General features: G+C 34.3%; 23 protein-coding genes. 17 read left to right on the plus strand and 6 right to left on the minus strand.

Annotated elements, in window-relative coordinates; genetic code table 11:
- Positions 1–2: 2 nt before the first annotated feature.
- Positions 3–1,802, minus strand: coding sequence for a glycoside hydrolase family 15 protein (locus HM984_RS08455; RefSeq protein ID WP_179348848.1), 1,800 nt, complete (start codon positions 1,800–1,802; stop codon positions 3–5).
- A gap of 82 nt (positions 1,803–1,884) precedes the next feature.
- Here HM984_RS08455 and HM984_RS08460 point away from each other — a divergent pair, with 82 nt between their 5' ends.
- From HM984_RS08460 to HM984_RS08475, 4 genes are all read left to right on the plus strand, one after another.
- Positions 1,885–4,083: a bifunctional alpha,alpha-trehalose-phosphate synthase (UDP-forming)/trehalose-phosphatase gene (locus tag HM984_RS08460; protein WP_179348849.1), complete on the plus strand. Its 2,199-nt coding sequence runs from the start codon at positions 1,885–1,887 to the stop codon at positions 4,081–4,083.
- Between the two features lies 1 nt (position 4,084).
- Complete coding sequence (locus HM984_RS08465) at positions 4,085–5,431, plus strand: M28 family peptidase (protein ID WP_179348850.1); 1,347 nt, start codon at positions 4,085–4,087, stop codon at positions 5,429–5,431.
- A gap of 11 nt (positions 5,432–5,442) precedes the next feature.
- Positions 5,443–7,083 (plus strand): M1 family metallopeptidase, encoded by a 1,641-nt coding sequence (locus tag HM984_RS08470; RefSeq protein WP_179348851.1) that lies wholly within the window; start codon positions 5,443–5,445, stop codon positions 7,081–7,083.
- 70 nt (positions 7,084–7,153) lie between these two features.
- A complete protein-coding gene (locus HM984_RS08475) occupies positions 7,154–7,726 on the plus strand; it encodes a YdeI/OmpD-associated family protein (protein WP_179348852.1) in 573 nt (190 codons plus the stop codon).
- Positions 7,727–7,878: 152 nt separating this feature from the next.
- Here HM984_RS08475 and HM984_RS08480 read toward each other — a convergent pair whose 3' ends face one another.
- From HM984_RS08480 to HM984_RS08490, 3 genes are all read right to left on the minus strand, one after another.
- Positions 7,879–9,342, minus strand: coding sequence for a MoxR family ATPase (locus tag HM984_RS08480; RefSeq protein ID WP_179348853.1), 1,464 nt, complete (start codon positions 9,340–9,342; stop codon positions 7,879–7,881).
- Between the two features lie 83 nt (positions 9,343–9,425).
- Positions 9,426–10,556 (minus strand): vWA domain-containing protein, encoded by a 1,131-nt coding sequence (locus tag HM984_RS08485; RefSeq protein ID WP_179348854.1) that lies wholly within the window; start codon positions 10,554–10,556, stop codon positions 9,426–9,428.
- Positions 10,557–10,958: 402 nt separating this feature from the next.
- A complete protein-coding gene (locus tag HM984_RS08490) occupies positions 10,959–11,636 on the minus strand; it encodes a Crp/Fnr family transcriptional regulator (RefSeq protein ID WP_115809210.1) in 678 nt (225 codons plus the stop codon).
- A 105-nt stretch (positions 11,637–11,741) separates the two neighbouring features.
- On the opposite strand from HM984_RS08490, the gene HM984_RS08495 reads away from it, so the two are divergent.
- The 9 genes from HM984_RS08495 (at position 11,742) to HM984_RS08535 (ending at position 21,221) form a co-directional block, all read left to right on the plus strand.
- Complete coding sequence (locus HM984_RS08495; protein ID WP_179348855.1) at positions 11,742–14,117, plus strand: heavy metal translocating P-type ATPase; 2,376 nt, start codon at positions 11,742–11,744, stop codon at positions 14,115–14,117.
- 79 nt (positions 14,118–14,196) lie between these two features.
- Positions 14,197–14,385, plus strand: a complete 189-nt coding sequence (gene ccoS, locus HM984_RS08500; protein ID WP_020896805.1) for a cbb3-type cytochrome oxidase assembly protein CcoS — start codon at positions 14,197–14,199, stop codon at positions 14,383–14,385.
- A 5-nt stretch (positions 14,386–14,390) separates the two neighbouring features.
- Positions 14,391–16,607, plus strand: a complete 2,217-nt coding sequence (ccoN, locus tag HM984_RS08505; protein WP_115809206.1) for a cytochrome-c oxidase, cbb3-type subunit I — start codon at positions 14,391–14,393, stop codon at positions 16,605–16,607.
- Between the two features lie 4 nt (positions 16,608–16,611).
- Positions 16,612–16,803: a CcoQ/FixQ family Cbb3-type cytochrome c oxidase assembly chaperone gene (locus HM984_RS08510; protein WP_115809204.1), complete on the plus strand. Its 192-nt coding sequence runs from the start codon at positions 16,612–16,614 to the stop codon at positions 16,801–16,803.
- Positions 16,800–17,687, plus strand: a complete 888-nt coding sequence (locus tag HM984_RS08515) for a cbb3-type cytochrome c oxidase N-terminal domain-containing protein (RefSeq protein ID WP_115809202.1) — start codon at positions 16,800–16,802, stop codon at positions 17,685–17,687. The genes HM984_RS08510 and HM984_RS08515 overlap by 4 nt, the downstream gene beginning before the upstream one ends.
- Positions 17,688–17,707: 20 nt before the next feature.
- The gene (gene ccoG / locus HM984_RS08520; RefSeq protein WP_179348856.1) at positions 17,708–19,132 is read left to right on the plus strand and encodes a cytochrome c oxidase accessory protein CcoG; all 1,425 of its coding nucleotides are present in this window, start codon (positions 17,708–17,710) and stop codon (positions 19,130–19,132) included.
- Positions 19,133–19,426: 294 nt separating this feature from the next.
- Entirely contained in the window at positions 19,427–19,873 is a 447-nt protein-coding gene (locus HM984_RS08525) for a FixH family protein (protein ID WP_179348857.1), read from the plus strand.
- Positions 19,874–20,575: a sulfite exporter TauE/SafE family protein gene (locus tag HM984_RS08530; protein WP_179348858.1), complete on the plus strand. Its 702-nt coding sequence runs from the start codon at positions 19,874–19,876 to the stop codon at positions 20,573–20,575.
- Positions 20,576–20,657: 82 nt separating this feature from the next.
- A complete protein-coding gene (locus tag HM984_RS08535; RefSeq protein WP_179348859.1) occupies positions 20,658–21,221 on the plus strand; it encodes a hypothetical protein in 564 nt (187 codons plus the stop codon).
- Between the two features lie 123 nt (positions 21,222–21,344).
- Here the strand turns inward: HM984_RS08535 and HM984_RS08540 are convergent, their stop codons facing one another.
- The gene (locus tag HM984_RS08540) at positions 21,345–22,178 is read right to left on the minus strand and encodes a universal stress protein (protein WP_179348860.1); all 834 of its coding nucleotides are present in this window, start codon (positions 22,176–22,178) and stop codon (positions 21,345–21,347) included.
- 92 nt (positions 22,179–22,270) lie between these two features.
- Positions 22,271–23,635: an oxygen-independent coproporphyrinogen III oxidase gene (gene hemN / locus HM984_RS08545; RefSeq protein WP_179348861.1), complete on the minus strand. Its 1,365-nt coding sequence runs from the start codon at positions 23,633–23,635 to the stop codon at positions 22,271–22,273.
- Between the two features lie 260 nt (positions 23,636–23,895).
- Here hemN and HM984_RS08550 point away from each other — a divergent pair, with 260 nt between their 5' ends.
- The 4 genes from HM984_RS08550 (at position 23,896) to HM984_RS08565 (ending at position 26,774) form a co-directional block, all read left to right on the plus strand.
- The gene (locus tag HM984_RS08550; protein WP_115809188.1) at positions 23,896–24,477 is read left to right on the plus strand and encodes a superoxide dismutase family protein; all 582 of its coding nucleotides are present in this window, start codon (positions 23,896–23,898) and stop codon (positions 24,475–24,477) included.
- Positions 24,478–24,574: 97 nt separating this feature from the next.
- The gene (locus HM984_RS08555; protein ID WP_115809186.1) at positions 24,575–25,102 is read left to right on the plus strand and encodes an RNA polymerase sigma factor; all 528 of its coding nucleotides are present in this window, start codon (positions 24,575–24,577) and stop codon (positions 25,100–25,102) included.
- 1 nt (position 25,103) lies between these two features.
- Complete coding sequence (locus HM984_RS08560; protein WP_115809184.1) at positions 25,104–25,898, plus strand: anti-sigma factor; 795 nt, start codon at positions 25,104–25,106, stop codon at positions 25,896–25,898.
- 225 nt (positions 25,899–26,123) lie between these two features.
- On the plus strand, positions 26,124–26,774 hold the full coding sequence (locus HM984_RS08565) for a hypothetical protein (RefSeq protein WP_179348862.1): 651 nt from the start codon (positions 26,124–26,126) through the stop codon (positions 26,772–26,774).
- Positions 26,775–26,998: the final 224 nt, after the last annotated feature.

Here is a 26,998-nt window from a genome sequence, read left to right on the forward strand (position 1 = left end):
AATTAACCTAACGTGTCTTTAACTTTTTCTTCCGGAGTAACATTCGATAGGTTGATTGCGGTTTCAATTAAAGCTAAATGTGAGTACGCTTGCGGAAAATTACCTAGTAACCGTTTGGTTTTAAAATCGATATCCTCACTGAACAAACCTAGGTGATTACTGTACGATAATAATTTTTCAAATTGTTCTGCTGCTTTTTGCTCTTCGCCTATTTTATATAAGCTATTAATAAACCAAAATGTACAGATAGTAAATGAGGATGATGGCAATCCAAAATCATCCTTAGTCTTATACCTGTACAATAGACCTTCATAGCATAAATCGCGCTCAATAGCCTTTACTGTACTCACAAATTTAGGATGCTTGGCCTCAATAAATCCATAAGATTCCATCAATAAAACAGCAGCATCCAAATCCTCGGAATTATAAGCTTGCGTAAATGCCTGTACTTTATCATTCCATGCATTGTCCATAATATCATTTCTTATCGCTTCTTCTAGCAATTCCCATCGCGCAATTTTCGATGTCTTCCCTAAGAGCTTAGCTACTTTTAAAGCCTTATCGATTGCTGTCCAACAGAGGACTTTAGAAAACGTAAAATGTTGATCTCCTTCTCTAAATTCCCAAATACCTTTATCTGGTTCCTGCCAATGTTTACTAACTACCCAAACAATGCCTTTTGTCATTGTCCAAAGTTCTTCACCATTTTCAATATCGTTACTAAATTTAGCCAATAACTGATGAATAACATCCATTAAAATACCGTAGATATCATTCTGTTTTTGCATGTATGCTGCGTTTCCGACTCTTACGGGGCTAGATCCTTTATAACCGGAAAGGTGATCTAAAGATTCCTCAGTAAGTTTCTTTTCACCACTAATACCATACATTATCTGCAATTTTTCATCCTTATCTGGCATTAAACTGATAATAAAATCAAGATACCGTCTCGCAATATTTTTATGCCCCAATTGCGACATTACCTTTATCACCATAGAGGCGTCTCTAATCCAACAAAAACGATAATCCCAGTTTCTAACTTCACCGATAGTCTCTGGTAAAGATGTGGTTGCAGCAGCTAAAACGGCACCTGTTTTATCATAACTCAACAACTTTAATGTCATTGCACTACGGGAGATCTGTTCGTTATATTTTTTGTAGGTTGGAGTACGCTCCATCCAATTCAACCAATAGACCTTTGTACGCTCAAACTCTAATATGGCATATTTTAAGTCTGGAACAAATAACTTTTCGTTATAACCAACCAAGAAAAAATGATCTGACGTTATTGCTATAGATTCTCCATTCGAAACTGCGTTTTTTTCTAAATCAGTATATAAGAATAAGGTATCATAGCTCTGCTCATCATTAAGACTTACAATAAAATCGTCTTTAGCATAAGTTGAAGTCACCCCTTTTGCATATTCTAATTTAGGGTTATAAGCGACTTTTAATACTGGTTTTCCCGAAATGTATTTTATATATCTAATAAATTCTGGTGGCGAATGATATCCACCATTAGATTTATGATATCTTGGCATAAAATCAATAACCTCAAACACATCAGTACCACTACTAAATCGTGTTATTAGTATAGCTGTGTTTTCAAGATAAAATTGATTCGTAGTGTAACTTTCATCAACAATGAAACCAAAGCTACCTCCTATGTCATCATCTAATAACTTCGCAAAAACAGATGCGGAATCAAACTTTGGTAAACAACACCAATCAATGGAGGCATCTTTGGATACTAAAGCGGCACTTCTACAATTTCCTATAATTCCGTAATCTAAATTATTCATTAATTTCTCTATTTAAAATGATGATAAAAATTCTAATTTCTTTAAATTAACGAAAATATTGAAACCCATCCAAAATATTATCATGAATAAAACAATAATAGTCTCAAACCGACTACCACTTCAAATCTCAATAGAAGATGACAAACTTAACGTAACACCTAGTGTCGGCGGGCTTGCAACTGGAATGAAGTCTGTACACGCAGAAGGAAATGGCGTTTGGGTTGGTTGGTCTGGAATTACAAATGAAGATTTAAACGACGACCTTAAATCTAAAGTTAATGCTAAAGTTAAAGACGCTAAATGTAGAGCTGTAGGTCTTACTGAAGCTGATGTTGAAGATTTTTATTTAGGCTTTAGTAATCGTACACTTTGGCCCTTATTTCATTATTTTTTAGAATATACAGAGTTCGAAAAATCACAATGGGAAGCTTATAAGCGCGTAAACGAAAAATTTGCTCAAGTTGTTTTAGAAACCATTGAGGAAGGTGATACCGTTTGGGTTCACGATTATCAATTATTACTTTTACCTCAACTTATTAAAGAAGCGCGGCCAGATGTGACCGTAGGTTTCTTTCTGCATATTCCGTTTCCTTCTTATGAGATATTTAGAACATTTCCGTGGCGTGAAGAACTTTTAACAGGAATGCTTGGTGCAGATCTTATTGGTTTTCATACCTATGATTATGAACGGCATTTCTTAAGTTCCGTTAAACGAATTTTACGTCTCGATGTTAATTTTAATGAAATTACGTATCACGATAGAATTATAAAAGTCGATTCATTTCCTATGGGAATAGATTACGACAAATTTTACAATGCTGCGCTTGCACACAACGATCCAAAGACCAAAAAATCTGAGCTTCAAAAACGTTTAGATACACATTTAAACGTAGCTGATGATCAAAAATTTATCCTTTCTATAGATCGATTAGATTACACAAAAGGGATTCCAAATCGATTACGTGCATTTGAGCATTTTCTAAATACTTATCCTCAATATAAAGAAAAAGTGAGGTTAGTAATGCTCGCAGTGCCTTCGCGTTCTAATGTACCACAATATAAAAAGTTAAAAAGTGAAACCGATGAATTGGTTGGCCGTATTAATGGTGAATTTTCTACAGTAAGCTGGACACCAATTTGGTATTTCTATAGATCTATGCCTTTTGAAAATCTTATCGATTTATATACATCATCTGATGTGGCTTTAATCACTCCTGTAAGAGATGGTATGAATTTAGTTGCTAAAGAATATGTGGCTACCCGCACAAAACAAGATGGTGTTCTTATTCTAAGCGAAATGGCTGGTGCTGCAAAAGAAATGAACGAAGCTATTCTTATTAACCCTAACAGTTTCGAAGACTTTGGAAAAGCAATTTATAAGGCATTAACCATGCCATTAGAGGAACAACAAAATCGAATGAAAATTTTACAAAAACGTTTAAAACGTTATGATGTCGAAAAATGGGCTGGAGAGTTTTTCAAAACCTTGGATTCCACTAAAGAGCTCAAAGATGTGAGTGTTTCAAAAAAGTTAAACGAAGAGGAGGAAAACCTAATTATTGAACGTTTTAAAAAGGCTAAAAACAGACTTATACTTTTAGATTACGACGGTACCTTAGTTGGCTTTAAAAACAACCCGCAAGATGCCAAACCAGACGAAGAATTATATGGCCTTTTGGATAAATTTGAAAACGAAAAGGATGTTAAACTTTGTTTAATTAGCGGAAGAGATAAAGCGACATTTCAACAATGGCATGGAGATAAAGACTATGACCTTATTACCGATCATGGAGTTTGGATGCGGGAACGAAAAAAATGGACTCCATTAGAAATTCTTAAAACAGAGTGGATGTCTAATATTAAACCTATACTCGAAACTTTTGTAGATAGAACACCAGGAACTTTTATTGAAGAAAAAGAATACTCTTTAGCTTGGCATTACAGAACTGCTGATCCTGAATTAGCACAAATACGCACCATGGAACTCAGCACCGTTTTAACAAGTATGATCGCTAATAATGAATTATCAGTCTTACAAGGCAATAAGGTTATAGAAATAAAAAGTAGTAACGTTAATAAAGGTAGAGCAACAACCCAATTATTAATGAAAGATGATTACGATTTCGTTTTAATTATGGGTGACGACTGGACCGACGAATATATGTTTGAAGCTGCACCAGAATCTGCAGTGACTATAAAAGTTGGTTACGTAAAAACAAAAGCTAAGTATCAAATTAAAGGCCCAAATGAGGTTAGGAAATTACTCAAGAAATTTATTTAAAATGAACAAATTTTTAGTATTATTCACATTAGCTCTAACGATTAGTGTTAGTGCTCAAACTGACCAAAAAATCTACGATATTATAGATGCAATCTCAGAAGAAAATTTACGCAAAGACGTAAAAACCTTAGTCGATTATGGAACACGACATACACTTAGCGATACCATTTCTAATACGCGTGGTATTGGAGCCGCGCGTCGTTGGATAAAATCAGAATTCGAAACCATTTCTAAAGATTGTAACGATTGCTTAGAGGTGTTCTACCAGAAGGATTTAGTAAAAAAAGGAGAGAATCAACGTATCGTAAAAGATGTTATGGTCGTTAATGTGGTCGCCATTCAACGTGGTACTACATATCCAAATCGCTATATCATAATGAGTGGTGATATCGATTCTAGAGTTTCTGACCCTAATGATTTTACTTCAGATGCACCAGGTGCTAATGACAATGCCACAGGAATGGCAGGTGCTATTGAAGCCGCTAGAGTTTTGTCTCAATATAAATTTGAAAATAGTATTATATATGTTGGACTTTCGGGTGAAGAACAAGGTTTGTTTGGAGGACAAGGTTTGGCAACATATGCCAAAGAGCATCATTGGGACATAATTGGAGTTTTAAATAATGACATGATTGGAAATATCTCTGGAGTTGATGGTGTGATTGATAACCGCACCTTCAGAATTTTCTCAGAACCAATTACAACGTCGGAAACAGATCCTGAAGCATTAGCAAAACAAGCGAGAGCAAGACGTTTTTATGGTGGTGAAGTCGATGGAATTTCGCGTCAGTTAGCTCGATTCATATACAAAACAACAAAAACCTACATGCCAGAGATGAACCCAATGCTGGTTTATCGCTTAGATCGTTTTGGACGTGGAGGTCATCATAGACCTTTTAATGATGCAGGCTTTGCTGGTATCCGAATTATGGAAGCTCACGAAAATTATACGCAACAGCATCAAGATATTCGTACAGAAAACGGGATTGCATACGGAGACACTTTTGAGCATGTTAACTTTCCGTATTGCAAAAAATTAACCACTGTCAACGCCATTACTATGGCAAGCCTTGCTTCTGCTCCACCGTCTCCAACCGAGGTTAGTATTGGTGGCATTGTGGAAGCCTCTGCTAAATTACAATGGAATAACGTTGAAGGTGCCAAAGGTTATAAAATCTATTGGAGAGATACGACATCTCCAACTTGGGACCACAGCCGTTATGTAGAAGGTGTTACCGAATTTACTTTAGAGGGTATCGTTATTGATAATTTCTTTTTTGGAGTCGCAGCGGTAAGTGCTGATGGCCATGAAAGTGTTGTTGTCTTTCCTAATAGTATCATGCGATAAACCTTTCTAAAATGAAAAATTTTTTATTAGCATTTTCTGCTATACTTTTAATTTCAACTTGTCACAGTCAAGGATTACTTCAAGGTAAAGAAAAATTCACACATCAAGATACCCTAAGAGGAAGCATCACTCCAGAGCGCGAATGGTGGGATTTAACTTATTACCATTTAGATATTGAAATAAAACCAGAGCTCAAGTTCATTTCAGGGAAAAACACTATTTATTATAAAGTAGTTTCAGAGCCTAATGAGTTTATGCAAATCGATTTGCAACAGCCCATGGAAATAACCAAGGCGATTCAAGATGGCAAAGAATTAGAGGTACAAATTGAAGGTAACGCCAATTTTATTTTAATTCCTACAAAGCAAAATATTGGAGACATCAAATCCATTGAAATTCATTACAATGGTTATCCAAGAGAAGCCAAACGCGCTCCTTGGGATGGTGGGTTTTCATGGAAGAAAGATCAAAACGGCAAGCATTTTATTGCCACCTCTTGCCAAGGTTTAGGTGCTAGTGTGTGGTGGCCAAACAAAGACCACATGTATGACGAAGTGGATAGTATGCTGATTAGCGTTACCAATCCAAAAGGGTTGACGAATGTGTCTAACGGTCGTCTTAGAAAACTGGTTAAAAATAATAACAACACCGTTACTTCACATTGGTTTGTGAGCAATCCAATTAATAATTATGGAGTTAATGTGAATATTGGAGACTATGTTAATTTCTCTGAAGTCTTTAAAGGTGAAAAAGGGGATTTAGATATGAATTATTATGTTCTAAAAGAGAACTTAGAAATCGCCAGAGATCATTTTAAAGATGCTCCAAAAATGATGAAAGCCTTTGAGCATTGGTTTGGTCCTTACCCATTTTATGAAGATAGTTTTAAATTAGTTGAAGTCCCTTATTTAGGCATGGAGCACCAAAGTTCTGTAACCTACGGAAACCAATACAAACAAGGCTATTTAGGTCGCGATTTATCTGGCACAGGTTGGGGTTTAAAGTTTGATTTCATTATTATCCACGAAGCTGGTCACGAATGGTTTGCTAACAATATCACTAACAAAGACATCGCTGATATGTGGATTCACGAAGGCTTCACCTCCTACTCTGAAAATTTATTTTTAGACTATTATTATGGCAAAGAAGCGTCTGCCGATTATGTGATTGGTACACGTGCTAATATTCAAAACGATAAACCTTTAATTGGCACCTACAATGTGAACAATGAAGGCTCTAGCGATATGTATTATAAAGGTGCCAATATGTTGCATACGCTTCGTCAACTCATTGAAGATGACGAAAAATGGAGACAAATGCTGAGAGGTTTAAATTCAGAATTTTATCATCAAACGGTAACAACGAAGCAGATTGAAGACTACTTAAGTGAGCACTCAGGTATTGATTTAACTGAATTTTTTAATCAATATTTAAGAACGATTAAAATTCCGACTTTGGAATATGAAATAAAAAAGGGAGAACTAAAATACCGTTGGACAGACATTGTTGAGGGGTTTGATATGCCTATTCAAGTTGACATTGATGGCAAATCCGAATGGTTGTTCCCAAAAGCAAAATGGCAGACTAAAAACATCAAATCGGATAGTTTTAACATTGATCGTGATTTTTACGTTAACTCAAACAAAATATAAAAAGACCTGTTAGGTTTTAAAAACCTGACAGGTCTAAAACAAAAGATTCCCGCTTTCTCGGGAAATGAACATGGATTTACAAGAATTATATTTTAAAACAGACACGGAATGGCGAGAATGGTTGCTAAACTATCACGATTCTGTAAAAGGTGTTCATTTAATTTTCTACAAAGTCGATCATAAAAAGGACTCTATGCGTTGGGAAGAAGCCGTAAAAGTGGCCCTTTGTTTTGGCTGGATAGATTCCACAGTAAAAAGTTTAGGAGACGGAAAACGTAGACAATATTTTTGCCCACGAAAGCCCAAAAGTGTCTGGAGTGCGGTAAACAAAAATCATATAGCGCAATTACATAAAGCGCACTTAATCCACAAAAGTGGACATCAGTCTATTCAAATTGCAAAGGAAAATGGCAGTTGGACAGCATTAGATGATGTAGAAAATGGAATTATTCCTAGTAATCTTCAACAAGCCTTTGATACTAACGAAAAGGCTTTTGAGAACTACCTCAACTTTGCACCGAGTTATAGAAAACATTATTTGTATTGGTTAAACCAAGCTAAACGCGAAGCGACAAAACAAAAAAGAATCGCAGAGATTATTAAACTCTGCGATGCTAATATTAAAAGTCGTGATATTTGGTAAGTTATAGCTTATACATAATTAAGCTCAAAAATAAACTATTACACCCCTAGGTCTCCTCAAGGGGACAGTAGCTCTAATATTATCTAGAGCTAATATTATCTGAAGGATTGTCCCCTCGAGGGGACCTTAGGGGTGTTTTAAGATTTTATAACCTACAACCCACTAATATAACTTCCATAAGGATCTTTAAACTGCATACCTTCGGAATAACTATATTTGCTCAATTTCTTAAATTGCGTTAATCCCCAAAGAATAAATTCCTTTTCAAAATAGACATCTTTTGGATCAATTTCTGGTTGATAATCCGCAATTAGAGCATCCAACGGAGTGACCTCATCTAATTTTTCTTTATAAGCTTTATCGTCATATTCGTTTAACAATTCGAAACCATCACCATTGAAAAACCATGAGATTAATTCATCATAAGGAGTTTCATCACCTTGCTTTTCTAACTTTTCAACTTTAGGGAAATATTTAGGAAATAAGGTTTTTACTGCAGCTTCCATTAAAGCGTTAGCTACAAAATCAGCACCTTCTTGTTCTCCTTCATACACTAATTCCACTTTTCCTGTAATTGCAGGAATGACTCCTGTAAAATCTGATAAACGTACTGTTGTTGTATCGTCACCAGCAATTAAAGCACGACGTTCTGCGGTACTTAGTAAATTCTCAAAAGCCGTAATACTCATACGTGCACTGACTCCACTTTTAACATCTACATATTCGCTTTCTCTGGCTTCAAAACTAATTTGTTCTAATAAATCTTTAGCTAATTCAGGGACATAAACAGATTCCGATTGTCTAGAATCTAGTTTCGCTTCTTGTGCAGTAATGGTTCTTGCCGTTTCTACAGATTCTGGATAATGCGTTAAAATCTGAGAACCAATTCTATCTTTTAAAGGAGTCACAATGCTTCCTCTATTGGTATAATCTTCAGGATTTGCCGTAAATACAAACTGCATGTCTAAAGGTAAACGTAATTTGAATCCTCTAATTTGAATATCTCCTTCTTGTAAAATATTAAATAAAGCGACTTGAATTCGTGCTTGTAAATCTGGCAATTCGTTTATAACAAAAATGCAACGGTTCGCTCTAGGAATCATACCGTAGTGAATCACACGATCATCTGCATAACTCAATTTTAAATTCGCTGCTTTTATCGGATCGACATCACCAATAATATCGGCAACGGTTACATCTGGTGTGGCTAATTTTTCAGCAAAACGATCATTTCTATGTAACCAAGTTATTGGAGTATCATCTCCTTTTTCAGCAATCAATTCTACCGCAAATCTTGAAATTGGAGCTAAGGGATCGTCATTAATTTCAGAACCTGCTACGACTGGAATGTTTTCATCCAACAAATTCACCATCATCCTTGCTAAACGTGTTTTTGCCTGTCCTCTTAATCCTAATAAATTAATATTATGTCTAGATAGAATCGCACGTTCTAATTCTGGAATTACCGTATTTTCATAACCGTGAATGCCTTCAAACGTATTGACTTTATTCTTTATATTTTCAATAAGATTATCCCTCAATTCATCTTTAATAGACTTTGATTGATGTCCTGCTTTTTTTAATTCTCCGAGTGTACTTATGTTTTCTGTTTTCATTTTATAGCTTTTGGCTATTAGCCTTTAGCTATTAGCGAGCTCGTTTGAGCTAAAGGCTAATACCTAAGAGCTAAAAGCTGTATTTATCCTTTAATTCTCTTCTTCCTATTGTTTTCGTAATCTTCAAAAATCATTTCACCTAAACCTTTCAATCCGGTGTAGAATGCTTTTCCTCTATTGGCTTGCGTAAATTCTCTAATAAATTGCATCAAATATGGATCCTCAGCAATCATAAAAGTTGTAATCGGAATATGTAAACGCCTTGCTTGTTGTGCCATCGCATAACATTTGTTAGTGATAAACGGATCTAAGCCGTTACTGTTTTTATAATACTGGCCGTCTGGCATACGCAAACAACTGGGTTTACCATCGGTTATCATAAAAATCTGCTTGTTGGTATTACGTTTTCTACGCAACATATCCATCGCTAATTGCAAACCTGCAACAGTATTGGTGTGATATGGACCGACTTTTAAATAGGGTAATTCTTTGATTTTAATTGGCCAAGCATCATTTCCAAATACTAATATTTCTAAAGTGTCTTTTGGATAACGCGTGGTAATTAATTCCGCCAAAGCCATGGCTACTTTCTTCGCTGGAGTAATACGGTCTTCACCATAAAGAATCATACTGTGACTAATATCTATCATCAAAACAGTACTCATTTGGCTTTTATGAAGGGTTTCTTCAACTACCAAATCGTCTTCCGTTAGACTAAAATCGCCAACACCATTATTGATTTGAGCGTTTTTTAAACTCTCTGTCATAGAGACTTTATCTAAACCATCTCCAAATTGATAGGCTCTTAAATCCCCCGTATGTTCATCTCCTAGACCAACACCTTTGCTTTTGTGATTACCCGAACCACTGCGTTTAATCTTTCCAAAAATCTGATCTAAGGCTTGCTGGCGGATAGCGCGTTCTGTTTTCGCAGTAATCGTCATACCTCCCTCACCTGTTCCGTTAGGATCTAGTTCTTCTCGTATGTAACCTTTATTCTTTAGGTCTTCAATAAAATCATCAATGGTATACTCTGGGGTCGTTAACTCATACTCTTTATCAAGACTACGTAACCATTCAATAGCTTCATCAAAATCTCCTGAGGTATGTGTAATAAGCTCCTTAAAAATTTCGAAGAGTTTTTCGAAAGGAGACTGATGCGGAGCTTCGTAGGTTTTAAAGACGAAACCCGATTTATTTGTTTTTTCTTTCATGTGTTTCTCTTTATTATTGTTTAACTGACACATACAGTTCGCTACTATTCTCAGCCTTTCTGTGATGAAATTTTGATAATGCGCGTTTCATAGCTATGTAAAAATAATGCTTTTCCAATACCTCTACGAAGCATTAACTCCACTTTTAGAAAATGGATTCCACTTTTTGCTTTTTAACTACTCAAAAACAACTAAGGTTTAATTAGAGGAATAGAGAGACTATTCAAACACGGCATAGCTTAACTAGACACATTTAATGAGTTGAAATATTCAAAATTATTCCAAATAAAAGCAGCATAGAACACATCAACTTATGTAGATGTGTTAAAACAGAAGGATTGAGAAGATTAAATATTTCAAAATTAACAATACGCTTAGAAACGTATCATAGCATTAATAACATTATTCAATACGTTTTAAACCTTCTAAATCTAAAATTTTGATCTGTTTACCAGTCGTAGAAATGTAACCTTCTTTTTTAAATTGAGATAAAATTCTAATGGCGGATTCCGTTGCAGTTCCTACAAGATTAGCGTAATCTTCTCTAGATAACGTTACACCTAAATACCCCTTTTCATCGTTATCGAAAGTGGTGTTTAAATAGACTAATACATCAGCTAAACGTTGTTTTACCGATTTCTGAGCCATATCTACAATGACATTATCTGCAATTCTAAGTTCCTTCGCCATATCTTGAAGCATATCTAAAGAAAAATTTGCATTTTTTGATAAATCATTTAGAATCTCACTTTTAGGAATAAAACAAATTTCCATCTCATTTACAGCAATAGCGGTAAGGTTAGATTTTTCGTCTGTAACTAACGAACGTTGGCCTAATAAATCGCCTCTCACGACAAGTTTCACAATTTGGTCTTTACCGTTAGCGCTCAACTTAATTAGCTTACACACTCCTTCCTTAATACAGTAAACACCGTTTATACTTTCACCTTCTCTAAATAAAGTTTCACCTTTTTTTATAAATTTAGAAGTCTTACAACCAGAGATACGAATTAAATCATCTTTCTCTAAAGATTTCAAAGCATTAAATTGTTTTACGATACATTGTTCGCATTTTATCATCCCTATAACTATTAAAGTCAAAGTTAATGAAAACATGATAAATATCATAGTTTATACTCACTTGTTTAACGACTTTTGTATCAGGTATAATTGAGCAAATTAAAAATGGAAAACGCAACATGTTTTCACTGTGGTGATAGCTGTGGTAATCATGTTATTTCTTTTCAAGAAAAGTCTTTTTGTTGTAACGGTTGTAAAACTGTTTTCGAGATTTTTAATGAGAACGATTTAACCTGTTATTACGATTTACAAAATTCCCCTGGAGCTACTCCAAAGGAAATAGAAGGTAAATATGATTTTCTTTCTCAGGAAAACATTATTGAAAAACTCACGGAGTTTAGAGATGGTGCTTTAGAGATTGCCACGCTTTACATTCCGCATATTCACTGTAGTTCTTGTATTTGGATTCTAGAAAATCTAAACAAGCTTAATCCTGGTATTTCAGATTCTCAAGTTAATTTTGGTAAGAAAACCGTCAGAGTCACCTATAATTCTGAAACTACCAATTTAAAATCTGTGGTATTATTATTAAGCTCTATTGGCTATGAACCTTATATCAGTTTAGAAGATTTTAACTCTGGAAAAAAGGATATTAACCGAAGTTTAATCTATAAACTTGGAGTGGCAGCTTTTGGTTTTGGTAATATTATGTTTTTGTCTTTTCCAGAGTATTTTGAAGTCAATGAGTTTTGGTTAGAGCAATACAAACCGCTCTTTAGATGGCTTATGTTTGCCATGTCTTTACCCATTGTTTTTTATTCTGCTCAAGATTATTTCATTTCGGCATATAAAGGGTTAAAGGCTAGGATTTTAAATATTGATGTTCCAATCGCACTTGGAGTTTCTGTGCTTTTTATTAGGAGTACTATTGAAATTATGTTCGATTTAGGCTCTGGCTTTTTTGATAGTTTGGCTGGTTTAATATTCTTTCTATTAAGCGGAAAATTCTTCCAGCAAAAAACATACAATTTCCTATCTTTTGAGCGCGACTATAAATCATACTTTCCGATTGCCATCACTAAAATTGATAAATCAGGTAACGAGAATTCTATTCAGGTTTACGATATTGAAAAAGGTGACCGTATTTTAATTCGGAATGAAGAGTTAATTCCTGTTGATGGTATTCTTATTAACGGAAAAGCAAAAATAGATTACAGTTTTGTTACTGGTGAATCACAAACCGTTTCCAAAAAATCTGGTGATAAATTATTTGCAGGTGGTAAACAAACCAATGGAGTTATTGAAATGGAAGCGCTAAAGTCTGTTGAGCAGAGTTATCTCACACAATTATGGAGTAACGATGTTTTTAATAAAAACAAAGAAGATGGTTTTACAAATATTACCAACACCATCAGTAAACATTTTACAATAGCGATATTAACTGTTGCTTTTATTGCCACTACATTTTGGCTGTTTGTAGATCCTAGTAAAGCTATGAATGTCTTTACAGCGGTATTAATAATTGCCTGTCCTTGTGCCATTGCACTTTCGGCACCTTTTACTTTTGGGAATCTATTAAGGATCTTTGGTAAACAAAAATTCTATGTAAAAAATGCCACTGTAATTGAACAATTGGCCCAAATAAACACGGTGATTTTTGATAAAACAGGAACCATTACGTCTAATAAAGATAGTAATGCAGAATATGATGGTGATTTGCTTTCAGATTCTGAAAATGTAGTTCTTAAAAATTCACTCAGAGGATCCAACCATCCCTTAAGTAGAACATTATACACTATTTTAGAAGAACATAATATCATTACACTTGATACTTTTGAAGAACACATTGGTAAGGGAATTGAAGCAAAGCACAATGCTGTAAACATGAAAATTGGTTCTGCTAGTTTTGTCGGAAATCCTAATCAAAGTACGATTTTAAATACTACTGTTCACGTGAGTAGCAATAATGTTTACAAGGGGAAATTCACCTTTTACAACAGCTATCGAAAAGGGGTTTCAAAATTATTTAATCAGCTAAAGCGCCATTTTGATTTGGTTATTCTCTCTGGGGATAATGAAGGTGAGCTCGAAAATTTAAAAAAATTATTACCGGCTAAAACCAAATTAATTTTCAATCAAAAACCAGAAGATAAATTAGAATTCATTAAATATCATCAGTCAGAAGGAGCCAAAGTCTTAATGATTGGTGATGGTCTAAATGATGCTGGTGCATTGGCACAAAGTAATGTCGGTATAGCTATCTCTGAAGATGTAAACGTCTTCTCACCTGCTTGTGATGCGATATTAGATGCTTCAAAATTTAAGCAATTGTATAACTATATTTCAGCATCTAAATCAGCCATAAAAATTATTAAGTGGAGCTTTGTATTATCATTTTTTTACAATGTTATTGGATTATACTTTGCTACAACCGGACAATTAGAACCTGTAGTTGCAGCAATATTAATGCCTCTAAGCTCTATTAGTATTGTTATATTTACAACAATTGCTACAAATCTTTTAGGAAAGCGGCTAGAATGATTAAAAATAAGGAAACATGATTTTTATCATATTTTCAAACCGGCTTCAATATTACTTTTGAGCCATAACTTCAGTAGGTATGAGTGTTATTTATATTTTATTATCAGTTAGCGTTGTTATTGGCGTGATTTTCTTTGTCTTTTTTATAATGGCAGTAAAGTCCGGGCAATACGATGACGACTATACTCCATCTGTTCGTATGCTTTTTGAAGACGAACTCGTAAAAGAAGAACCAAAACCAACTATAAAAACGACTAAGAACAATTAATTATTATGGATGTACAACAATTTTATTACGATAACAAAATCGTTAAAAATTTCCTTTATGCCACTATATTTTGGGGTGTAATAGGCATGTTGGTAGGATTATTACTAGCATTTATGTTCGTTTTCCCAAACCTAACCGATGGTGTTTCATGGCTTAGTTTTGGTAGATTAAGACCATTACATACCAATGCTGTTATTTTTGCCTTTGTAGGTAATGCCATATTTGCTGGTGTTTACTATTCCTCGCAACGATTACTAAAAGCCAGAATGTTTAACGACACCTTAAGTAAAATTAATTTTTGGGGTTGGCAAGCCATTATTGTCGCTGCCGCAATTACATTACCTTTAGGTTACACATCTTCTAAAGAATATGCCGAACTAGAATGGCCTATTGATATTGCTATTGCAGTGGTATGGGTTGTTTTTGGTTGGAACTTAATTGGTACCATTTTAAAACGTCGTCAACGCCATATGTATGTTGCTATATGGTTTTACTTAGCAACATTTGTTACGGTTGCCGTACTTCATATATTTAATAGTTTATCACTTCCTGTAAGCTTAACAGGCATGAAGAGTTATTCTGTTTACGCTGGTGTGCAAGATGCCTTAGTACAATGGTGGTATGGACATAATGCTGTGGCATTTTTCTTAACTACGCCGTTTTTAGGATTGATGTATTACTTTGTACCAAAAGCAGCCAACAGACCTGTATATTCTTATAGACTATCTATCATTCACTTTTGGTCTTTAATATTTATTTATATCTGGGCAGGACCTCACCATTTATTATACACCGCTTTACCAGAATGGGCTCAAAACTTAGGTGTTGCTTTTTCAGTAATGTTATTAATGCCATCTTGGGGTGGTATGATCAACGGACTTTTAACCTTGCGTGGTGCATGGGATAAAGTACGTACAGATCCTGTTTTAAAATTCATGGTAGTAGCACTTACAGGTTATGGTATGGCTACTTTTGAAGGCCCTCTTTTATCACTTAAAAATGTTAATGCTATTGGTCACTTTACCGATTGGATTATTGCACACGTGCACGTTGGTGCCTTAGCATGGAATGGTTTCTTAGCCTTTGGTATGATCTATTGGTTAATTCCGAGATTAGTAAAAACTAAATTATACTCAACCAAATTAGCAAATGCTCACTTTTGGATAGGAACTTTAGGTATTATATTCTATACGTTACCCTTATATGTTGCAGGATTCACTCAAGCAAGTATGTGGAAGCAGTTTAATCCAGACGGTACCTTAAAGTATGGTAACTTTTTAGAGACAGTTACTGAAATTATGCCAATGTATTGGATGCGTGCTATTGGAGGAACGCTATACATTACAGGTATGTTAATACTTATATATAACGTTTATGTTACGATAAGACAAGGTAGCGCAGTAGAAGACGAATTAGCAGAAGCACCAGCTTTACAGCGTGTCTCAAAACACAGAACTGCAGGAGAAGGATGGCATTCTGTATTAGAACGTAAACCAATAAAATTAACCATCTTCGCTACCATAGCGATATTAATTGGAGGTATTGTTCAGATTGTGCCAACAATTATGGTAAAGTCTAATATCCCAACATTATCTAGCGTAAAACCTTATACTCCTTTAGAATTAGAAGGTAGAGATATTTACATTAGAGAAGGTTGTGTGGGCTGTCACTCACAAATGATTCGTCCGTTTAGAAGTGAAGTAGAACGTTATGGTGAATATTCTAAAGCCGGGGAATTTGTATACGATCACCCTTTCCTTTGGGGAAGTAAGCGAACCGGACCAGATTTAGCCAGAGAAGGTGTTGGAGGAAAAATGACAGGTGGACGACCAGATTCATGGCACTTTAAGCACATGTTTGATCCTCAAGGTGTTTCAAGTGGATCGATTATGCCAGCATACCAATGGTTAATTAGAGATGAATTAGATAAATCTCAAACTGAAGCTAAAATGAAAACCATGGTAGCACTTGGAGTTCCATATACCGATGAAGACATTGCCAATGCTCAACAACATATGTTAGAGCAAGGATCTGAAATTGAACAAAACTTATATGAAGATTCTGATTTATCGACATCATTTGCGGCCGGTAAAAAAGAAGCCGAAGACACTGGTAAAAAGTTCATTGAAGTTAAGAATCGTGAAATCACAGCGTTAATTGCTTACCTACAGCGCTTAGGAACTGATATAAAAGTAAAAGATTTAGAAACCACTCAAGAATAAAGCTATGCTAAAATTTGTAAAAAACCATATGGATAGTATTTCTGGAATAGAAATCTACCCAATTATATCCTTAATCATCTTTTTTAGCTTTTTTGTCATCCTATTTTGGTGGGTTTTCACAGCAAAAAAAGAATACATTAATCGCGTCAGTAATTTACCATTAGAATTAGATAACCAAAACGAAACAGAACTATGAGAAACAGTATTCCATCCTGGTTAAGAATACCGGTTGTATTTTTTATCATTGTCTTACTAATAGAATATTTTGTAGAATCTGGTGACCAACCAGCATTTATGGAACAGCCAGCAATACTATTATTTCTATTATTAATCCTCTTAGTATTAATAGGTATTGAAGCTATTGCAAGTTCTTTAACTAATATCCTTTATCAAAGTTTAGACGACGCAGGTAAGGCACGTTATGATGCTAACAAACAAAAAGAATCTAAACTAGTTGTTTGGATCAATGAAAAATACATCAAATTACTAGGATCGAAACCTATTCAGGAAGAGCATGAAATTATTCTAGACCATAACTACGATGGTATTAAAGAATTAGATAATGATTTACCGCCATGGTGGTTGTATGGGTTTTATGCCTCAATAATCTTTGCAGTTATCTATTTGTTTAAATATGAAGTATTTGATGGAGATAGTCAGATTGATGAACTCGCAACAGAATATGCTGAAGCAAAAATAGCTATCGAAGAATACAAGAGAACCGCTAAAGATCTTGTAGATTTTAATACGGTTGAATTGTTAACAGAAGCTTCAGACTTAAGTAGTGGTCAGAAAATTTTTGAAGTGAATTGTATCGCCTGTCATCAAGCTGATGGTGGTGGTGGAATTGGCCCTAACCTAGCAGATGAGCATTGGATTTTGGGTGGTGGTATTAAAAACGTATTTAAAACCGTTTCCGAAGGTGGTAGAGACGGAAAAGGTATGATTGCTTGGAAACAGAGTTTAAAACCTGCTGAAATAGCACAAGTTGCTAGCTATGTTTTACAATTTCAAGGCACTACACCTGCACAACCTAAACCTGCCGAAGGCGATGTTTGGAAAGAAGAAACAATAGACTAATAAAATAAATAAAATAAAAATTGGAACCATCAGAACACGAATCGTTTAGAGATACGATAGGTACAGTAACCGAAGATGGTAAACGCGCTTGGGTATACCCTAAAAAACCAAGTGGTAAGCTTTACAAATATCGCAAGTTTATAAGTTATGGTTTACTCATATTCTTACTTGCTGCACCATTTATAAAGATAAATGGGAACCAGTTTTTATTATTCAACATTTTAGAGCGTCGCTTTAATGTTTTTGGCTTACCCTTTTGGCCTCAAGATTTTTACCTTGTGGTAATATCAATGCTTATTGGTATTGTATTTATCGCTTTATTTACGGTCAGTTTTGGGCGTGTGTTTTGTGGTTGGATTTGTCCACAAACCATTTTCATGGAAATGGTTTTTAGACGTATAGAATACTGGATTGAAGGAGATAGAAACAAACAACGAAAATTAGATAAGCAAGAGTGGAATGCTGAAAAAATAAGAAAGAAAGGATTTAAGTGGTTCATCTTTTTAATCATTTCGTTTTTAATTGCAAATGTGTTTTTGGCTTATTTAATTGGAAGTGATAAATTAATAAAATACATCACTGGCAATCCGTTAGATCATTTAGGAACACTTTTTCCTCTAATCATTTTTACAGCGGTATTTTACTTTGTGTTTGCATGGTTTAGAGAGCAAGTCTGTATTATTGCTTGTCCTTATGGTAGATTGCAAAGTGTATTATTAGATGATAAATCTATAGTTGTTGCTTACGATCATAAACGTGGCGAAGCAGAAAATGGCAGAAAGAAATTCAGAAAAAACGAAGATCGAGAGGCTTTAGGACACGGAGATTGTATTGATTGTTTGCAATGTGTTAATGTCTGTCCAACAGGTATCGATATTAGAAACGGAACACAATTAGAATGTGTAAACTGTACGGCTTGTATTGATGAATGCGATCATATTATGGAAAGCATCAATCTCCCAAAAGGACTGATTAGATTTGCTAGTGAAGATGAAATTGAAAGAAAAGAAAAGTTCAAAATAACGCCTAGAATGAAAGGCTATATAGCCGTTTTAACCATTTTAACCGGAATTTTTATTGGCTTACTATTTCTTAGAAATGATGTTGAAGCGACTATACTTAGGCTTCCTGGTCAACTTTATGAGACCAAAGAAAATAACATGATTAGTAATGTATTTACATACAAATTAGTCAATAAAACTACAAAAGACATCAATAACATTAGTTTTAAACTTAGAAAATTTAAAGGCACTGTTAAGATGGTTTCAACAACTGAAAATTTTAAAATTCCTGCTCAAGAATTAGAACAAGGGACTTTATTTATTGAAATTAATAAAAGTGAATTGTCCGACGATAGAATTAAATTAATTATTGAGGTTTATAGTAAGGATGAATTAATTGAGACCACAACAGTTAACTTTTTAGGACCTCGGAGTTATAATTAAAAAAAAGCTAGAAGTGAGACGTTGGAAGCACGACATTATTTAGGTGTTCCATGAGAGTAATTAGTTATGAGTAGTGTCCCCTAAAAGGAATTTTAGGGACGTTTTTAAAACTTTTCTGGTCTAAAAAAGCGGAAGATTCGTCTTGACAGAAGTGCAATAAAAACCTAGCAGTTTTCAATCGATTAATCCTGCAAGGTTTCAAAAACCTTGTAGGTATAAAGAAACAAATATTCTTGCCATAGCAAGAAGTGTATTAACTAAAAAGAGATTCCTGCTTTGGCAGGAAGTTGGATTATGAAAATAAATTGGGGAACAGGAATTGTAATCGCGTTTGTAGCTTTCATTAGCTTTATCATGTACTTTATTATTACTATGAGTACAGATGATAAGTATGATTTTGATTTAGTAACAGAAGACTATTATGGTCAAGAACTAGAGTTTCAAGAGGATTTAAATAAAGAACAACACTCTAAAACCTTAAAAACGAATATTACTTGGAAAAAGAGTGACGAAGGCGTTATCCTTATATTTCCTGAAGACTTAGATATAAATACTATTAAAGGTAAAGTGTTCCTATACAGACCATCTGATAAACAATTTGATTTTGAAATTCCAATTTCTCTATCAAACCACAATTTGCTCATACCTGACAAACGTTTATTAGGTGGTCGTTGGAACATTACTGTAGATTGGAAATATAACACAAATTCTTATATCTATAAAACTGAAATCACATATTAAATGTTAGTCTCGGCGCTCATATTAGGCTTATTAGGGAGTTTACACTGCGTTGGTATGTGTGGACCAATTGCCTTTATGCTACCTGTAGATCGGTCTAATTCATTTAGAAAAATAAGCCAGATTGGCCTATACCATTTTGGTCGTCTAATGGCTTATAGCATTATTGGTTTGGTGTTTGGTCTTGTTGGAAAAAGCCTTTACATCTTTGGCATTCAACAACAGCTTTCAATAATTATAGGAATATTAATGATTCTTGTCATCCTTCTTCCTCAAAGAGCTTTTGGTAAATACAACCTTACAAAACCACTTTACAAACTCATATCTAAAGTAAAAACGTCTTTAGGGAAAGCTTTAAAAAAGAAAACTGCAGATACATTTTTAACCATCGGTTTTCTTAATGGTTTTTTACCTTGTGGCTTAGTTTATATGGCCGTTTTTGGTGCTGTAGCTACAGGCAGTTTATCAGAAGGTAGTTTGTATATGGTTTTATTTGGGCTTGGTACAATTCCCTTAATGACCACAGCTATTTATTTAGGAAAGTTTCTAAATTCAACTATAAAACAACGCATTCAAAAAGCAATTCCTGTTTTTGTGGTGGTTATTGGTTTATTATTTATTCTTCGTGGACTAGGCTTAGGCATTCCTTACCTCTCACCTGCTCCGGTTGTAGAAACAGCCGTTAGTGCTATAGAATGTCATTAAAACACAAATAAATTCTTACAACGTGGAATGATAATTGATATATTAGCTCTCTATAAATCAACATCATCAATCCATCAAAACCATGAAAAATCTATTCTTTTTATTCATTTTCAGTCTCTCAATCACAACATTAACCGCACAAGATGCTAGCGTAGAACAATCCACTTACGGCGTACAAACTGGTTTTCTTGGTATTTGGGGACACAATGAATCTAAACTCTCAAACTCCATAGCATTACGAAGTGAGCTTGGATTAGACGCAGGCTTTTTCAGCAACAGCTTTGTCGGTAGCCGTGGCTTTATTCTGGTTCCTGCAATTACATTAGAACCACGTTGGTATTACAATCTTAACAAAAGAGTTTCTAAATCGCGACGCATAGATGGAAACAGTGGTAATTTTATTTCAGTAAAAACCACCTACCATCCCGATATCGTAATAGGCTCTATCGCTGATAACATTAATTTTATTAGTGATATTTCCATCACACCAACTTGGGGAATTAGACGTAATGTTGGTAAGCATTTCACTTATGAAACAGGCATCGGAATAGGATACATACATTATATTAAAGAAAAAAATGTCTATATAAACAATAAGAATGATTTCTCATTAAATCTACATTTAAGACTTGGCTATCGTTTTTAGATTCAAAAGACTTAAGTATTTCAATCCATTTCATATCATTAAATAAAAAAACGCCAAAGAAGAAATCAATGGCGTTTTTAGGACGATGGTTAATAACACTAACTATTATAATAACATCATCAATTATATTTTAAAGGTCATAACTGGCAAGGTGGAATGATTTGCAATATCTTCAGAAACACTACCTTCAAATAAATGCGATAAACCTTTTCTACCATGTGTTGCCACAGCTATAAGATCTGCACCAATAACATTAGAAAAATTGAGAATTCCTTTCTCTATAGAGTAATCTGACACAATATTAACTTGGCTTAAGTTGTCTAAATTTCCTTCTGCTTTTCCTAAAAAGTGAGATACACGTTTATCTATTTCAGAAGAACTTTTAAAATTCCCATCAGGTGAATTCACATATACCAAGTGTAATTTTGTACCAAGAAAGTCAAAAATCGCTTTGGCTTTTAAGTAAGGCTCCACAGTTTCTTCAGAGAAGTCGCAAGCAAATACTGCATTTTCAAAATCCATTAAAATCGGATTGTGTTTAATAACCAAAACAGGAATATCAGAATGCCGCACTACTTTTTCGGTATTAGAACCTACAAACACTTCTTTAAAACCACTTACTCCCTGAGAGCCCATAATTATTAAATCTGCATGGTGGTCAGCAGCCACCATATTCACTTCACTCCACACTTTAAAATGTTTCACTATTGGTGTAAGTGTAATACCTTCTAAATAGGGTTTATCTAAAAAGCTTTCAAATTTTTGCTCCGCAAGTTTTAAATAAAAAACAGCTTCTTGATTTAAAGCTTCGCTTGCAGACGAAATAATTGCATTAGACAACTCTAACATGTGTAATACAATAAGTTCAGATCCATACTTTTGAGCTAAGCTAGCTGCAGCTTCGAGCGCAAATTCGGAATGTTCTGAAAAATCTACTGGTACAATTATTTTTTTCATGTTTTTTTATTTTTTAATTGTCACATGCTGTTCGCTATTAATTACCCCTTAAGATAATTAAATTTTGAATAGGCGTGTTCCATTTTTTCATATTAAATAGTCATTGAAAACAACTGTGTTTCTGGTTTTTTGCGTTGTAATAGCAAATCGAAAGCCATACATATATTCCTTATAAAAGCTTTTCCTTTCTCGGTTACAATGACTTGTTTATATTCAAATTGCAGTAAACCGTCCAATTCAAATTCTTTTAATTTAACAAGTACTTCTGGTAATTCTTTAAACACTAACGATTGATCCTCCCAATCTGTTTTAAAATGACACATTAGATTAAGGATGTGTTTTCTAATCACTAAATCTTCGTCGTTTAGAATATGGCCTTTAAACACCGGAATAATATTGTGCTCTAACAAATGGTAATACTCCTCATTAGATTTAACATTTTGAGCAAACCCATACCAACTATCACTAATAGATGACACTCCCAAACCAATCATAGCTTGTGTTTTAGAAGCTGTGTACCCCATAAAATTACGATGCAAAGTGCCCGTTTTTATGGCTTTATAAAGCGAGTCCGTTTTTAAGGCAAAATGATCCATTCCTATTTCTACATAACCTGCTGCTTCAAAATACTGTTTTCCTGTTTCATATTGCTGACGCTTAGAATCTGGTGTTGGTAAATCTGCATCACTAAATCCGCGTTGACCATTTCCTTTTATCCATGGCACATGCGCATAACTATAAAATGCAATACGGTCTGGCATTAAGGATTTTGTTTTATTTATGGTTGCAATAACATCGGTTTCTGTTTGAAATGGCAATCCAAAAATAATATCATGCCCCACAGAAGTATAACCAATTTTACGCGCCAAATCTGTAGCACGTTTTACGTTTTCGAACGGTTGAATACGGTTAATTGCTTTTTGAATGTTAAGATTATAATCCTGAACTCCATAACTAACACGTCTAAAGCCTAAATCATATAAGGTTTGTAAATGTGCTTCTGTGGTATTATTAGGGTGACCTTCAAAACTAAACTCATAGTCTTCTGCCAATTCAGCATCCTTTAATAATTCAGAAATTAAATAATGAAGATGTTCTGGCGAAAAAAATGTCGGTGTGCCTCCACCGAGATGTAATTCTTTAATCTTTGGTTTGCTTCCTAATAGCTCCAAATACAAACTCCATTCTTTTAAAACCGCTTTTATGTATGGAGACTCTACTTCGTGTCGTTTTGTAATGCGTTTATGGCAACCACAAAAGGTGCATAAGCTTTCGCAAAATGGTAAATGAATGTATAAACTTAAGCCTTCAGACGTATTACTTTCTTCAAAAGAACGCTTTAAAGATGCTTTCCATTGGATTAAAGAAAAGGAGTCTAAATCCCAATACGGAACCGTTGGATAACTCGTATAACGAGGACCTGAAACATTATATTTAGTAATTAACGATTGACACATAGCTTTTTATTCAAAGTCAAAATTACTAGTAAGCCTACTCTTAAAATATGATTTTTATCATATTAGATTTTTATTGTTTAAAATAAATAATAGTTTCAACTTTCAACATACTAACCAACAAACCCTTAGTTGTAGTACTACAAACTTAAAATTACATATTGTTAACTCAATACCTAATATCTTTAACACATCTATTAGTCTTATTTGGTTTCTTATTAATATCTAACTACTTTTATATCTAATTAACAAAACACTAACCAATGAAAAATATAAGATTATTTGCACTTGCGTGCACTGTAGTATTTGCAACCTCGTGTAAAGAGACAAAAAAAGAAACAGAAACTACTGTTGAAACTGATTTTGAAGAAATCGTAAACGAAGATGCTACTGAGAAAAATTTATCCGTTTCACTATACCCAAAAAGTGGTAGTAGCGTAGAAGGTACTATTAACTTTAGTGAAAAAAATGGTTTTGTAACCATGGTTGGTACTGTTACCGGTTTAGAAGAAGGTGAACATGCCATCCATATCCATGAAAAAGCAGATTGTTCTGCAGAAGATGGCACATCGTCTGGTGGACATTGGAATCCTACAGGTCAGCCACATGGTGCTTGGGGAGCAGAGACTGGTTATCACAAAGGTGATATTGGTAATCTTACTGCTAATGTTAACGGACGTGCTACAATTACAAAAACTACAGATGAGTGGTGTATTGGTTGTGGAGACGAGACCAAAGATATATTAGGAAAAGCAGTTATCGTACATATTGGAGTCGATGATTTAACAACACAGCCTACTGGTGCCGCTGGTGCACGTGTTGGTTGTGCAGGAATTATTGAATAACCTCATAATACATACATAACATTAAATTGTTAGAATAATTGCGGCGATTCTTCTTCCCCATTACTGCGAAAGATTCTAAATAAAAAATCGCTAATACATGGAATTAGAATTACTGGTAAAACAGTTTCAAGATAAAAATCACGCCGCTTTTGAAACACTTTATGGTATGTATCATAAAAGCATACATGGAGTCGTTTACAATATTGTGAAAGACACGGCTATTGCAGACGAGTTAATGCAAGATGTCTTTATAAAGGCATGGCATAAATCGGAAACTTACTCTTCAAAAAAAGGACGCTTTTTTACGTGGATTCTTAATATAGCGCGCAATGCAGCTATAGATAAGACACGTTCTAAAGCGTTTAAACAATCCAAACAAAACCTAAACACTGATTATTTCGTAGATATCATAGCCAGCCATGATAATTTAGACGACAGTACGGATGCCATTGGTATTAAGAAATTTGTAACGCAATTAGGCGAAAAATGCAAAGCAGTAATTGAGCTCCTTTATTTTAAAGGATTTACTCAAAAAGAAGCTTCGGAAGAATTACAAATGCCAATTGGTACTATTAAAACGAGAAACCGGAACTGTATACAACAATTAAGAGATATGGTATTGTAATATGGATATAAACGCATACATAGAGTCAGGTATTTTAGAGCTATACGTAGCTGGGAAACTTTCTGAAACAGAAAATCAGGAGATCTATGAACTTTTACAACAGCACCCAAAACTGTTACAAGAAGTTTTAGAGATAGAAGGAGCTGTCCTTAAATTAACAGCAGCAGTATCGCCAAGAGCAAAAGGTTTTGAGTCTATTAAGGCCAGATTAGATGCCGAAAACACTAAAGTTGTACAACTGCCACCTAGACAAACTAATTGGATAAGTTATACAGGTTGGGCAGCCTCAATTCTATTAGCCGCAGGTTTATTTTGGACTTTAAATCAGAACACCGATTTAGAACAACAATTACAAACCGCAGATATAGAAAACCAGTATCTCGAAACACAGATAGAAGATGCCAGAACCGATTTGGCAGCCACTAAAAACCTATTAAATGTAATAAGAGATAAAGACATTATTGCTGTACCACTTGGTGGCCAAGGTGATTTTGCCTCTAGCTTTGCAAAAGTTTATTGGAATAAAGCCGACAATACTATTTATTTAGATGCAGAAGGTCTACCTAATGCACCAGAAGGAAAAGTTTGGCAAGTATGGTCGCTAACCTTAAATCCGTTAACACCTACGAGTTTAGGAACCATAGACGATTTTAATACCGACGACAATAAAATATTTACCATAGCCAATGCTAACGAAAGCCAGGCCTTTGGTATTACTTTAGAACCCGAAGGTGGAAGCGATGGTCCTACAATGGAACAACTTTACACACTTGGTGTTGTGGCGAGTGCGCCTTAAATCAAAGTGTTTTTACACATAACATATAAAAGCCACCTTGTGAAAACTTGGTGGTTTTTTGTGTAAAATCAGACGTGACTTTACGTATAGAAGTTTAATTTGTTTTGGTTATTTTTATAAACGTAAATAAGCTTAATAGTATTCTTATCCTAAAATTAAAATGGGATAACAGTTACTTTAGTGGCTATATCACTAGTTGTAAACAATTTGACCAACATAACTTCGATGACAAAAAACATTATTTTAATCATTTCAATTTTATCTTTTTCTTTAAGCTATGGACAATATAACTGGACATCTGGAAAAGTGATTTTGAAAAATGGTGATACTTTAAAAGGATTATTAAAAATCCCAATGACTTCGGGTAGTCTGTTATCTTTTTCAAAAAACAAGTTAGAATATAAAAAAGACAAAAAAGGAAAGAAAAAGAAGTTTGACAAAACTGAAGTTCATAAAATATATTTTTCTGGAATATCAAATCCAGACCTTGGATATTATGAATATGTCCCATTGACTAGTAATAAAATGGCTCTTTTTAAACTAATTAGAAACGGAAAAGTAAAACTTTATATACGAACCATAAAAATCACAGTGAACACAGGTTTTGAAGGAAATAACCCAATTGGTTCTGGAAAAAAAGTAAAAAAAATAAAGGAATATTATATGATTCGTGAAACTGAAAAAGTTGCGACTCGTGTATTTCAAGAATCAGATGGTCTTTCTATAGCTTACAAAGCAAGCCTTCGAACATTTAAGAACTATATGAAAGAATATTTTTCAGATTGTGACAATGTTTTGTCGTATATTAATGATGATTTATATGAGGATTTTGATGTAAAACAAATTATAGAGGATTATAATCTTTTGTGTGAATAAAACTGTTTACAACACCGTGTATAATTAATTGCTTCATTGAGCTTACTTGCGAATATTCCTGCGGAATATTCACGGGTTCGTAAATGTTTGCTAACTTAGTTGCTTAACCACGCAACTAACCATACACAACAACGTTGTGCATAATTTTGACTTGTACTGAAAAAAGGCTACATAATTTCAAACAATTATGTATAAAAATGACAAAGTAATTAGACGTTACAGTG

It is taken from the genome of Winogradskyella pacifica (genome assembly GCF_013403915.1).
Lineage (GTDB): Bacteria > Bacteroidota > Bacteroidia > Flavobacteriales > Flavobacteriaceae > Winogradskyella > Winogradskyella pacifica.